The sequence below is a fragment of the Microbacterium immunditiarum genome, from assembly GCF_013409785.1.
Lineage (GTDB): Bacteria > Actinomycetota > Actinomycetes > Actinomycetales > Microbacteriaceae > Microbacterium > Microbacterium immunditiarum.
In genome coordinates this window covers 103273-115759 of record NZ_JACCBV010000001.1, presented here as the reverse complement: position 1 = coordinate 115759, position 12487 = coordinate 103273, and the positions used below count along the sequence as shown (strand labels likewise).

General features: G+C 60.7%; 10 protein-coding genes and 1 pseudogene. 9 read left to right on the top strand and 2 right to left on the bottom strand.

Going from position 1 to position 12487, the window contains the following annotated elements; translation table 11 throughout:
• Positions 1 to 7: 7 nt before the first annotated feature.
• The 5 genes and pseudogenes from BJ991_RS00480 to BJ991_RS00465 all read left to right on the top strand — a co-directional run bounded on the left by BJ991_RS00480 (position 8) and on the right by BJ991_RS00465 (position 3656).
• The gene (locus BJ991_RS00480; RefSeq protein ID WP_179486513.1) at positions 8 to 1030 is read left to right on the top strand and encodes a zinc-dependent alcohol dehydrogenase; all 1023 of its coding nucleotides are present in this window, start codon (positions 8 to 10) and stop codon (positions 1028 to 1030) included.
• Positions 1031 to 1828, top strand: coding sequence for an SDR family oxidoreductase (locus BJ991_RS00475; protein WP_179486512.1), 798 nt, complete (start codon positions 1031 to 1033; stop codon positions 1826 to 1828).
• Positions 1829 to 1890: 62 nt separating this feature from the next.
• A pseudogene (locus BJ991_RS18885) lies at positions 1891 to 2100 on the top strand (alcohol dehydrogenase catalytic domain-containing protein); the annotation flags it as partial.
• 180 nt (positions 2101 to 2280) lie between these two features.
• Positions 2281 to 2820: a hypothetical protein gene (locus tag BJ991_RS18260; protein WP_246300993.1), complete on the top strand. Its 540-nt coding sequence runs from the start codon at positions 2281 to 2283 to the stop codon at positions 2818 to 2820.
• Between the two features lie 146 nt (positions 2821 to 2966).
• Positions 2967 to 3656, top strand: coding sequence for a FadR/GntR family transcriptional regulator (locus tag BJ991_RS00465; protein ID WP_343048571.1), 690 nt, complete (start codon positions 2967 to 2969; stop codon positions 3654 to 3656).
• A 50-nt stretch (positions 3657 to 3706) separates the two neighbouring features.
• Here BJ991_RS00465 and BJ991_RS00460 read toward each other — a convergent pair whose 3' ends face one another.
• Both BJ991_RS00460 and BJ991_RS00455 read right to left on the bottom strand, forming a co-directional pair.
• On the bottom strand, positions 3707 to 6541 hold the full coding sequence (locus BJ991_RS00460) for an FAD-binding and (Fe-S)-binding domain-containing protein (protein ID WP_179486509.1): 2835 nt from the start codon (positions 6539 to 6541) through the stop codon (positions 3707 to 3709).
• Between the two features lie 28 nt (positions 6542 to 6569).
• A complete protein-coding gene (locus BJ991_RS00455) occupies positions 6570 to 7706 on the bottom strand; it encodes a mandelate racemase/muconate lactonizing enzyme family protein (RefSeq protein WP_179486508.1) in 1137 nt (378 codons plus the stop codon).
• Positions 7707 to 8071: 365 nt separating this feature from the next.
• Between BJ991_RS00455 and BJ991_RS00450 the strand changes: the two genes are divergently transcribed.
• From BJ991_RS00450 to BJ991_RS00435, 4 genes are all read left to right on the top strand, one after another.
• Positions 8072 to 8776, top strand: a complete 705-nt coding sequence (locus tag BJ991_RS00450; RefSeq protein WP_179486507.1) for a GntR family transcriptional regulator — start codon at positions 8072 to 8074, stop codon at positions 8774 to 8776.
• A 373-nt stretch (positions 8777 to 9149) separates the two neighbouring features.
• The gene (locus BJ991_RS00445) at positions 9150 to 10466 is read left to right on the top strand and encodes an ABC transporter substrate-binding protein (RefSeq protein ID WP_179486506.1); all 1317 of its coding nucleotides are present in this window, start codon (positions 9150 to 9152) and stop codon (positions 10464 to 10466) included.
• Between the two features lie 103 nt (positions 10467 to 10569).
• Complete coding sequence (locus BJ991_RS18255; RefSeq protein ID WP_179486505.1) at positions 10570 to 11544, top strand: ABC transporter permease subunit; 975 nt, start codon at positions 10570 to 10572, stop codon at positions 11542 to 11544.
• On the top strand, positions 11534 to 12325 hold the full coding sequence (locus tag BJ991_RS00435; protein ID WP_179486504.1) for a carbohydrate ABC transporter permease: 792 nt from the start codon (positions 11534 to 11536) through the stop codon (positions 12323 to 12325). Before BJ991_RS18255 ends, BJ991_RS00435 begins: the two co-directional genes overlap by 11 nt.
• The last annotated feature ends 162 nt before the right edge of the window (positions 12326 to 12487 follow it).

The window sequence follows — 12487 nt, the reverse complement described above, 5'->3', positions numbered from 1 at the left end:
TCGAACAATGAGCGTTCTCACCATGGTGGCGCCAGGTGTCATGGCGCTGGAGCGGAGGTCGGTCCGGGAGCCGACAAGTAGGGAAGTTCTCATCAAGATTGTCGCGACGGGGATTTGCGGGACCGACCTACACGGCGTTGCAGGCGAGAATGGCCGCCGCACGCCGGGCCAAGTCATGGGGCACGAGACAGCCGGCTACGTCGATCGCGTAGGTGATGGTGTTGATCCCGCGATCGTCGGACGCCCTGTAACGATCGACCCTCTGGTCTCGTGCGGTGACTGCGATGCGTGTCGAAACGGTGCGGCCCAACAGTGTCCTGATCGCTGGGTAATCGGAGTGAGGGCCGACTTCGACGCGGCGTTTGCCGAGTACATCACTGTTCCAATCGACTCTGTCGTGTTGCTACCAGTCGCGATGCCTGTCTGGTACGGGGCCCTTATCGAACCCCTCGCGGTGGGGTATCACGCGATGGTCAGAGCGGCCACCAATCCAAACGATCGAGTACTGATTATCGGCGGAGGCCCGATCGGTCAGGCGGCCGCGATTGCCTGCCGGCGACTTGGCGTGGAACGGGTTGTCGTCAGCGAGCCAGACGAGTTGCGGGGGGCAGTTGTTGAGGCGCTTGGTTTTGTACGCACCACACCAGCAGACCTCAACGAAGCTGTTCGACGCCATCTTGACACCAAGGCGACCGTGGTCATTGACGCGGTCGGTTCAAGTATGACCGTGGCTGCGGCGCTCTCCAATTCACAGCGGGGGGCCAGAATCGTGCTGGTGGGCATGGCAAGCCAGCAACTGACGCTGTGGGCCTACGACATCACAGCTGCCGAGCGCGTGCTCATCGGAGCATACTGCTACAGCCACGAGGATTTTCGATCCACCGCGGCCTGGGCGGCGGACCACCCCGAGACTATGAGTGTCCTCGTGGACTTGCATGAGCCTCTGGCCCGCGGCCCTCACGTCTTCGCGGCACTGCTCAACGGGACGACCAAAGCCAACAAGGTCCTCCTGAGAGATGAGGTGGGATAGGTGCGTGAGCTTGAGGGTCACGTAGTCGTTCTGACCGGTGCGGCGTCTGGAATCGGGGCGGCGTGTGCTCGAGCCTTCGCCGACGCTGGTGCGAGAGTCGCAATCGTTGACATTGACTATGTGGGTGCAGGTCGCGTGAGAGACGAACTCATGGCCGCCGGCACCGATGCAGTTGAGCTCGCAGCGGACCTGCGTGACGACGTGGCCGTTGAGTCTGCCATCTCGGATGTCATTGCTCGATGGGGAAGAATCGACCATCTGGTCAACTGTGCAGTGAACTTCGTGGCAGCGGGCCGCGAAGCGTCGAGGTCTCAGTGGGAGTCTGCCTTGAGCGTGAATGTCGCAGGAGCCGCGCTATTGACCGCCAAGGTATCGGTGCACATGCCACCGGGCTCGACGATAGTAAACGTGTCATCGATTTCCGCGCATGTGGCACAGCCTGACCGATGGACCTACAACGCGTCCAAGGCGGCGATTCTTGCGCTCACTCGTTGTCAGGCGCTCGACTTTCGCGGAGATCGGATCAGAGTGAACGCCGTCAGTCCGGGTTGGATCTGGACCCCGGAAGTCGCGAAGGCCGCAGGTGGTGATCGTGGCGCGTGGGAACCTCTTTGGGGGCGTTTCCATATTCTTGAACGACTTGGAGAGCCACGCGAGGTCGCCGACGCAGTGCTGTACTTGAGTAGTCCGCGTTCGAGCTTCGTTACTGGCACAGAACTGATGGTCGATGGCGGGTACTCGGCGCTCGGCCCCGAGGGTCTAGGCGAGACTACAAAGTTCGCGAGCACAGAGACGTGAGTGCATCGCGGACGACGACCGCGATCATTGTTCGATCACCGGGCGAGCCCGAGCTTGGAACGATGCAACTCTGTGCGTTGGGTCCGCATGACGTGCTCATTCAAACGCTCTACTCAGGCGTGAGCACAGGGACTGATCGTTGGACTATCCACGGCACAATGCCGAGTTCCCCAAGGCCGTTCCAGCCACTTGTCCCGGGATACCAGCGCAGCGGGGTCGTGCTAGCGGTGGGCGAAGCGGTCTCAGACTTCCGACTGGGAGACCATGTCGCGGCGACGTTCTCAACGGGTCTCGGGTCCAGGCGCTCCGGAAGCCACCTCGCCTTGGCTGCGAGTCCCAGCGACGCGGTGTTCCCAGCCCAAGGTGTTGACCCGCGAGCGGCGGCTTTAGTGGTTGTAGCACAAGTGGGATACAACGCCGCAAGACGGCTGACTGTACCGCGTGGATCGCGTGTGGCTGTGATCGGCGATGGTGTCGTGGGCGCCTGCTGTGCGCTAGCGGCGAGCGCTCTCGGCTACGACGTCCTGCTCGTCGGTCGCCATGACCAGAAGCTCCGCGCCGTCCGCGGAATTGCTGCGGTTCAGACCGCGAATAGCGCTGGAGCGACATCTTCGCTGGGGCGGTGGGCACCGGTCGCCATCATCGACACGGTTCAGTCTGCGAACGCCTTCGCTCTATACGCTGATCTTGTTCCGCCGGCTGAGGGTGAGATCGTCTTCAGCGGCTGGATTCCCGCGGGCAGCCAGTGGGGCGTCGACTGGACACACGTTCAGTCGCGAGAGCTTCGGTGTCAGTTTGTGTCCGGCCTGACGCGTGAGCGAATCCTGACCACGCTAGAACTTATGCGATCAGGTCAGCTGCCGATCGAGAAGCTCATCTCGGTGCGCGCATCTGATCAGTTTGAACTGACCATGCGCGAGGTCGCTTCCGCTCAGTTGTCGGCCGTTGCGGTGGTACTGGATTGGCGTTCATTCGCGTCCGCGAGCGACTAGAGAGCGTAGCCGAGTTCGTGGTTCGACCAATGGCGCAACCGCCCGTGACACTGCCAAGTACAGGCTTGGTCCACCCCGGCGCGGTGGGAAAGTGCCAGTCAGTACCATGACGGAGGACGTTTCGGTCATGCAGTGGGGAGGCATCCGTGGCTAGGACTCGGCTCAGCACCGCAATTGTGCACGACTACTTGCGTCTGATCGGGTCTGGTGAACTCCGCCCAGGCGACTTGCTTCCGCCCGAAGCTACCGTCTGCGAGATGTACAGTGTCGGGCGCAGTGTGGTGCGCGAGGCGTTTCAAGCTCTGGACGCGAAGGGCTTCGTCCTCGTGCGCCAGGGTGCCACGACATCGGTAGCTCCGAAGCGCAATTGGCACGTACTTGATCCTGACTTCCTCGAAGTCAACACGGGCGCTGAGTTCTTCGAGCTCCTGCAAGAGACTCGAGACCACATTGAGCCTCAGATCGCCGCACTGGCAGCAGCTCGGGCAACTAAAGAGCAGATAGTCGCGATGGAGGCGATCTTGGAGCGCCAGTCAGCAACTTCGTCGCCTAAAGAGCACGCTGAACTCGACATCGCCTTCCACGAAGCGATCGCTCGAGCGACCGACAACTCTGTGTTGGCCTCGATGCATGACCTGATTACGGGGCTTGGGCATCGGGCGCGAGTTGCCTCAACGGAGGTCGATGGCGCGATGGAGCGGGCTGAGGATTGGCACCGTATCGTTCTTGAGGCGATCAAGAAGGGTGACTCGGAGGGCGCATCGGCGGCAATGTTCCTTCACCTCCGACAGGTCAGGTCTGAACTCGCGAAGGTGAATCTCGCGAACATGCCGTAGGGCATGTATCGGATGAAGCGGCCAGGTGGAGCCCGTTAGGGTCTGAATGCCTACTTCTCGGGCGGCCTAGTTGCCTGTTCCAAGAGCTCAAGTAGGTGGCGGTAGTCGCGGCCAGTGGCCCGTGTCATCCCAATCTCGCAAGTCCGGTTGCATGAGGCGTACGCGGTAGTTCCCTGCGTCGCGCTCAACTCCGATACTTCAGCCGCCTCCGCCGCGGACGCAGCTGAGGTGAGCTCGGGGTGGAGCATGCCGCGGTCGCCCGCAAATCCGCAGCACCCCCAAGCATCGGGGATGGTGACCTCACTTGCCACGGCGTGCGCGATGTTCGACAGCGGTCCGTCCAGCCCCATCTGAAGCGATGAGCACGTAGGGTGCATTACTAGCTTCTCGACTAGCGGCGGCACTGGACCCAAACGCGGAAGCACGTCGCGTGCAACGAACTCCACCGCGTCCTCGACGCGGTACTCCGCGTCTGCAGTCATCAGTGTGCGTTTGAGTCCTTCGGTGCAACTAGAGGCGTCGCACACGATTCGCAGGTAGCCGTCCATGCTCGACTCGCGCATCGCATCCCGCACACGACGAGACATGACAGCGGCTCCATCGGTGTAACCCTTCGACGTCCACGGGGTTCCACAGCATAGCGACTCGATGCCGTCTGGGACGATCACGCTGACGCCTGCCCGTTCGGCGAGTTGGATGAATGCTGAAGTAGCTCCAATCCCGCCTCGGACGGGACCAAACATGCTGTTGACGCATGCAGGGACATATATGGCTATCGGCGTGCTGTTCGCTGAACCCTGTACACCACGTAGTCTGCGCCGGGACGAGCCGCCCGATGGCAAGTCGGACGAGTACTCAGGGAAGTTGTCGGCGCCCAGAATGGACCGGGCGGCGTCCGTCGCGACGTTGAGCAATCGGTTTGGCACCACGCGTGCAGCTGTCAGTGCAGCTGCGCCAGTGCGAGTGGCTGGCGCCCAGGCCGTGGCGGCGGCCTTCCAAACGGCCGCTACCGAAGTTCGTTGGTCTTCGCGGCGGAGGCGTTTGACGAGCTGTCCAGTGTCGATTCCGACAGGGCAGGTCGTCTTGCACATTCCGTCGACCGCACAGGTATCGATGCCGCTGTACCGATAGTCGGTGGACAGTGTCGACGCGAGCGCAGTGTCGCCTGCTAGCCGAGCCTGGGAGATTGCGCGACGTACAACGATCCGTTGGCGGGGCGTGAGTGTGAGGTCCCTGGAGGGACAGACCGGCTCGCAGTAGCCGCACTCGACGCATCGATCTACTTCTTCCTCGATCGGCACGACTGTCTTGATTCCTCGGATGTGAGCTTGCGGATCGTCGCTGATGATGACTCCCGGGTTCAAGACTCCGGCCGGGTCACACAGGCGCTTTAGCTCGCACATCACTTGGTACAGTTCATCTCCGTACTGGCGTCGCACGAACGGCGCCATGGCGCGACCCGTACCGTGCTCCGCCTTGAGGTTGCCACCTGCATCCAGAACCAGATCCACCAAGCCGTCTGTGAATCGATCGAGGCGACCTATCGCTTCATCCCCTTCAAAGCGATCAGCGATCATGAAGTGCAAGTTTCCATCCTTCGCGTGACCGAAGATGACCGAATCGTTGTAGCCATGTTCCCCAAAGAGCACATCTAGACCGCGGCACGCGTCGGCTAGCGAGGAAACTGGAACAACAATGTCCTCAAGCAAAGCCGTAGTCCCGACTGGGCGAGCGCCAGCGACGGAGGCGTAGAGTCCCTTACGGAACCCCCACGCGCGTGCGCGCATTGACGGGTCGGTAGATATGGCCACGGGTGCGAGGGTGTCGAGTTGATTGAAGACCCGCTCGGCATCTGCACTGAGATCGAGTAGGTGGGCCGGATCGGCGGTCCGGTACTCAACGAGTAGCGCTGCTTGCGTTGTCGCCTTGAACCCCACGATCTCGTCCGGAGGCCCGCTAAGCGATTGTCCGACCCGTATGCTTGCCGCATCCATCAGCTCCAAGGTGGCGGCGCCCGTCGAGACGAGCGCTGGAACCGCGCGCGCGGCGTCATCGAGAGAACTGAATACAGCCAGACTCGTTGCTAGGTGGGGCGAGAGCGGGACCGTCCTGAATGTGACCTCTGCAACGAAGGCAAGTGTTCCCTCGCTGCCGATGATCAGGTGCTGAAGCAGATCGGATGGTCCTGCGAAGTCGAGGAAAGCGTTGATGCCATAGCCGATCGTGTTCTTCATGGCGAACTGACGTTCCACAATCGCACGTGAACCCGGGTTCTCTGACACGCGACGTTGGAGACGGAGCAGCCCCTTGGCGAGCCGAGGCTCCTCTGCCCAGAGCTGGTCGTCCGCGTCGGGAGAACTCGTATCAACTACGGTTCCCGATGGAAGCACGAAGACCATCGATTCCAACGTTCGGTACGCATTCTCGACCGTTCCACATGCCATACCGCTCGAGTTGTTGGCGACCACGCCGCCCACCGTGCAGGCTATCTCGCTCGCTGGATCCGGACCGAGGCGATACCCGTAACGAGCGAGCCGAGTGTTGACTTGTCGAACTGTTGCCCCCGGTTGCACTCTGACACGACGGCCATCGTCAAGCACTTCGATGCCACGGAAGCGCTGACGAACATCGACGAGCAAACGATCGGTCGACGCCTGGCCGGACAGGCTTGTTCCACCAGATCGGAATGTCACTGCGTCGCCTGCGATGCTGGCCGCTCTCAACAGGCCAGCCACTTCGGCCGCATCTCTGGCGATGATCACTGCGCTTGGAGTGAAGAGAAAGTGCGATGCGTCCGCGGCGTACGCGGCACGGTCTATGGCACGTGCCTTGACACGTGCGTCTTCGTCAATGGCCACGGCAACGCGCGGATCGAGTGAGCACATTCCAGTTGCAGCCGACCGCGGTCACCCCTCAGCGGTGACCGGCAAAGCTTGAGCTGTATGTACGAAGCGCGGAGTGGCTGGCGTCTACGCCTAGCCCCGAGGAGCTTGGAACGGCCAGCAAACCGTCGTTGTCGAGTTCGAATGGTGACCCCTCAAGGAGGTCGTCGATGTAGGGCGACCCCGTCTTGTACTCCACCAGATCGCTGAGTGGGCTTGCCGCCACGAAGTGAATGTCGGCGGCCAGGCCGAACGCGGTGTTCCAACCATGGGGGATCAGTCGCGCGCCAACGCTCTCGGCGAGCACTGCTATGCGGCGAGCCTCGCTGAAACCGCCAGCCTTGGTGAGATCAGGTTGGACGATGTCGAATGCGCCGGCACTCAGCGCCTTCGCAAACTCCTGTCGCCGCGAGAAGGTCTCGCCGCCAGAAATCGGGACCCGCGATGTCCGACGCAGTTCCACGAAGCCATCGATATCGTCGGGGTGGAGAGGTTCCTCGAACCAGTCGACGCCATACTCGAACAGCATGTCTGCCGTGCGCCGCGCCCACGTACGGTTCCCGCGCCAGAAGGCATCTGAGCCTCCGGCGTCGACTGCAAGAATGCAGTCGACGCCGACGATGCCACGCGCCACTGAGATGTACTCCTCGTCACGTGCAGTACTGACCCTTCCAAAATCCCCCCACCCGATCTTGAACGCGGTGAATCCCCTTGCCCGCAACTGGCTAAGTTCCTCCGCAAGCAGCGGCGGCTCCTGCATGAGGACCGACGCATACGGCCGCACTCGAGTGCGGTACGCACCTCCGAGAAGTCGCCACACTGGCTCGCCGAGTGCTCTACCCAGGAGATCCCAGAGGGCGATGTCGATCCCGCTGATCGCGTGCGTGATTGCCCCACCGCGGCCTTGCCAGAACGTGTTCTCGTGCAGAACCTGGCTAATGCGATCAGCCTCCCTGGCGTCCTCGCCCAGGAGCATCGGCCTGAGCACCTCCAGAGCTGCACGCACGAGATGCTCGCTTGTGAAGGAGCTGCCGTACCCAATCTCCCCTGACTCAGCGGTGATCATGATGACTGTATGCACGACGTCGTTAGGATCCAGCTCGTTGGCCCATCCGCCTTTGGGCGTGGCTCCTCGCAACCCATGCGCCTGGACATCGACGATCTTCATCTACACGCTCTCCTCTAGGCTGGTACAGCGTAGACGGTATACGAAACTCGCGCTAAGCGCCATCATAAGGATTGGCTTGAGCTAGGAATTGGGCTGAGGGGAGATCGAGTTCCCGGCTCAAGTAGCACTCGGTAGACAGTAGACTGCGCTACGCAAGGACGTTGCGAATGAGTTGTGCTGCACGTCCCGTTCGATGCAAGTCGCGCCAGTGCGGGTCTTGAGTGCGGGTGAGGTCTACCCTGATCAAGAGCCGGGCGCGCCGTCGCCGATCGCGCCGACACGAGACGCTCCATGTCCGCGTCGGACTCGACAAATGCCCGAAACCAAATGAGAGTGCCGGGCGGGAGAGAGCAAGGAGTCCAAGCTTGAGCTACCCCGATCGATCAGTTTCGGTGAATCCGCTGAGCGGGCGGCGGACCATCTCCGATGAAGTGCTTTCGGTCCTCCGATGGAGAATAATCACGGGTGAGCTTGCACCGGGGGACCATGTCGCCGAGGAGCGGCTTGCCCGCGAGTTCGGTGTTAGCCGCGTGCCCGTACGAGAAGCTGTTCGAACTCTCCAGAATGAGGGGCTCGTGAGAATCGAGCCTTACCGCGGCGCCCTGGTAGCGGATATCACGCTCGAAGAACTGCGCGATGTCATCCTCCCGCTGAGGAGTCTGCTCGAGAAGCACGTCTTGGCTGACGCGCTCGGTTCGATTCCCCCCAGCCACTTCTATGCACTGGAATCGCTCGTGAACGAAATGGAGGCTCGAATCGATCGCGCCGACGGTCCGGATCTCTTGCGGGCACTGGTCGAACTTGATATGGAGTTCCACTCGATTACCGTGCGGGAGTACGGAGGGTTCCACACTCAGCACCTGTGGGACTCGATCGACGCTCGCATCAAGGCTGGCTTCTACCGTCTGGGTTCTCTCCACGACGACTATCGCGAGATCGTAGACGAACACCGCAGGCTACTGGAGTCGATGCGGTCGCTCGATGTCGACGTGGCCCTCAGGGCAGTCGAGGATCACGCCCTTGCGGAGCCCTTCCGCTTGATCGAGAAGATCTCGCCTCAAGGAGGGTAAGGCGGCCGCCCGGACGGACGGGTCTTGCTTCTTGGTCCACCGATGGCTTGTGCTGGTCCGCGGCTGGACGCACCCGTACTGACGGCGGTGGCCATCGACCCTGGTCGGTTGCCGCGTAGTTCGGGCGAGATTTGCCAGCGCTAAGCACGCCTGCCCGGACGTGAGTTGCAACTGTCTCTGGCCAACAGCGGATGAGCTGGCGAGCGCTCACTGAGCACCGTGGTCGCATTGCGGGGTTGTCGGGAGGGGAAGCTATTGAGCAAGGCTTGCCGCCGGGTCGTAGAGCGTATACAGTGTACGACCAACGCAGCATCAACCTAGCCTGCGCGATCACATCCCGATCTGCATCGCACAATGAGAGGTCCAAGCAACAATGAGGTTCAAGAAAGCAATCATTGGAGTCACCGCAGCGGTGACCCTCGTCCTTGCAGGCTGCTCCGCCGGCGAGAGCGACGATCCCGTCGACGAGGAAGTGACTCTGAGCGTCTGGGGCTGGAACCCTGACGCCACTACCGCACCGAAGTACTTTGATGCCTTCGAGGAGGAGAATCCCAACATCAAGGTCGACTATCGGGTCTTCCCCTACGCCGACTACCTGAATGCCCTGCGACTCGGAGTCACGACTTCCGATGGTCCCGATGTCTTTGGCATCCAAGTCGGTGCGTTCGCCGAGCAGTTTGCACCTCTGGCAGATGACCAAGCGAGTGCTCTCGAAGCTGAGCATGGCGCGGGCTGGAGCGACATGTTCGTCGGGGCTGATCAGTTCAACATTGATGGCGCCCAGATTGCCGTTCCTTGGTTCGACCTTGCGCCGGTTGGCGTGATGTGGGTGAACCAGACGCTTCTTGATTCGCTAGGCCTCGAAGTCCCGAAGACGCTGGATGAGCTGGCTGATCTGTCTGCTGCAGCCAAGGCGGCAGGCGTCACAGGGTTTGCTATGGGAGCCCAGGAGGGCTGGGCAAACCTCGATCTCTTCCAGGTGATTGCGAACCAGATCGAGCCCGGACTCTTCCAGGAGGCGGTGACCGGCGAGGCGCCGTTCGATAGCGAGCAGTTCGTGACAGCCCTCACCGTCTGGGGAGAACTGTTCACCAATGGGGTAATGCCAGAGGGTGCACTCGCGATGCCCATCTACCCGGACGTGAACGACATCTTCAACACGAACCAGGGCGTGACCGCGGGCTTCATCAGGAGCATCCGCGACACGACCTTGCCGCGACTCGAACAGTACGCCGAACAGTATGGTGATCCTTCGCTCGTAGACACGATCTTCATGCCGTACGACTTCCCCGCGTTCGTGGAAGGAGCGGAGCTCGGGTCGCTCATCGGTGGTCCTGACGTCGGATGGGCGATCTCCAAGGAGAGTGAGAAGAAGGATGCAGCCGCGACACTTGTGAACTGGCTTACGAGTTCAGAGACGGCGATGAGCTTGCTGTCCGCTGATCTGCGTTCCGCGTCTTACAAGGAAGCTCCCGGTCCCGATCTCTCCACGGTCGTTACCCCGGAGCAGAAGGCAGCAGTCGAGGATCTTCTCGCTCGAAGCAAGAATCTGGTGGGAGCGCGAGAGGTCTCGAACCCCGAGGTGAAGGACGCTCTCATCGCGGCGCTTGCAGCGGTAGCGGCGGGGACACAGACTCCGCAGGACGCTGCCACCGCGGTCCAGACCGTGATTGATTCGCAGACGAACTAGCAGGCACGCTCTCCGCTGGGGTGCGCTTTCGCCGTGGGTTCGTCCACGGAAGGAGCGGCGCACCCCAGCGGTATGTTCGCGTAGCGCGGGAAGATTGGAATGAGTGATCGAGGACATGCGATCGAAGAACGCCGGAGAGTCAGCCACAGAGACGCTCGTGCTAGCGCCGCGGGCAAGAATGCAGAGCCCGCGCAGGCGACCCTTTCGCGTTGGTGGCGGCGCATTCTGGTACGTGCTCCCGGCGGCGACGCTCATCTTGGTGGTCATCTACCTCGGAGTTGCCTACACCGGTTACGTCAGCGTTCTGGATTGGGATGGGTTGTCTCCCAATCCAGAGTTCGCTGGTATTGACAACTACCTGCGAGCCTTCACCGATCCGGTCTTCTGGGAGTGCTTGGCTCACTCCGCCGTTTACGCGGTCATCGTGATACCGGTGAATATGGCCATCGGGCTGACCATGGCAATACTCCTGACCCAGCGTGTTTTTCTCAGCGGCGTGATCAAGGTGATCATGTTCGTACCCGTCGTGCTCTCATCTGCGGCGATAGCAGTGTCGTTCCGCGAACTGCTTGGCGCCGACGGAATGTTGAACCAGGTGCTGCGAGCGATAGGGCTCGGAGGTCTCGCTCAGCCTTGGCTTGCGCAGACATCGACAGCGCTCTACGCGATAGCACTCATCACGGTATGGGCCACTGCAGGGCTGAACTTCATTCTCTACCAGGCTGCGCTATCGCAGATCGATGAGGATACGATCGAGGCCGCGCAACTCGATGGAGCGGGGAAGTTCCGAATCGTACGTTCCGTGATCTTTCCGCAACTCGCCGGCACTCACGCGACGCTTATCTTGCTCGGAGTGATTGGCGCGCTTCGGATGTTCGACATCGTCTTCCTGACGACTCGCGGGGGCCCAGCGGGAGCTACGGAGTTCCTCGCGACGTACATATACCGTCAGACGATCGACGTGTTCAATGCTGGCTACGCATCCGCGCTGTCGATTCTTCTCTTGCTCATCGCGCTTGTTCTGACCGTTGTTCAACTTCAGATGTCACGTAGAAGGAGCGAGACCGTTGCTTGGTAAGCCCACGCGAATCGGGAGGGTTATCACCTACGTCGTCGCCTACGTCATCGCAGGCATGTTCGCAATCCCGCTTGTCTCAGTGCTGGCCCAGTCGGGTGCCGGTCAAGGATTCATCACAAACTACGCTGACGTCCTCACAAAGACGCCGTTCATGCGCTTTCTAGTGAACAGCACGATAATCTCTGCCGGCACAATTGTCGTGGTATTTGTGACCACAATGCTATCGGCGTACGCGTTTAGCAAACTCCGGTTTCGCGGCTCAACCGGACTGTACCGAATGTTCTTGGTTGGGTTGATGCTGCCGTCTATGGCGCTCATAGTCCCGATCTTCATTATCGTGACTCGCGTCGGGCTCTATAACACACATATCGCCGTTGTAATACCTCTATCTGTCTCTATCTTGCCATTCACGATCTTGCTCGCAAGAACTTTCATGGACGATATCCCGAATGAGCTTCTGGAAGCTGCCCGGATTGACGGTGCGAGTACAATCCGCGCTCTCTACTATGTAGTCTTGCCGCTCTCAAAGCCGATCAGCGCAGTTGTTATCGTGTGGACCTTTCTTCAGTCCTGGAACGAGTTCTTCCTGCCATTGCTTCTACTTTCCGACCCTGACATGCAGGTAATCACACAGGTGCCTTTGTACTTTGTTAGTGACTTCAATAGTGACACCTCAAAGGTCTTCGCGTCGCTGGTGTTGATTTCTTTGCCGGTTGTGATCGCATACCTGTGCTTTCAACGCCTCTTTGAGCGGGGGCTCATTGCAGGCGCCGTCAAGTAGTGCCGGGGAAGTCATGCGCCTATCATGTTGCTCGCCTTCGTTGGAAGGTTGGCTGGACGTGCCGCAAGCTGAGTCCGCCACACAGCTGGGAGGCGACATTGCGGCGGATGCTGTGTTGGTAGACGAGCGAGGGAAGCCCAGAGAACGGCAATCCGTCATAGG

Bases quoted from the DNA above. Each gene is read 5' to 3' on its own strand.
- BJ991_RS00455 (WP_179486508.1), bottom strand. From the start codon at position 7,706: ATGAAGATCGTCGATGTCCAGGCGCATGGGTTGCGAGGAGCCACGCCC.
- BJ991_RS00445 (WP_179486506.1), top strand. From the start codon at position 9,150: ATGAGGTTCAAGAAAGCAATCATTGGAGTCACCGCAGCGGTGACCCTC.
- BJ991_RS00480 (WP_179486513.1), top strand. From the start codon at position 8: ATGAGCGTTCTCACCATGGTGGCGCCAGGTGTCATGGCGCTGGAGCGG.
- BJ991_RS00460 (WP_179486509.1), bottom strand. From the start codon at position 6,541: ATGTGCTCACTCGATCCGCGCGTTGCCGTGGCCATTGACGAAGACGCA.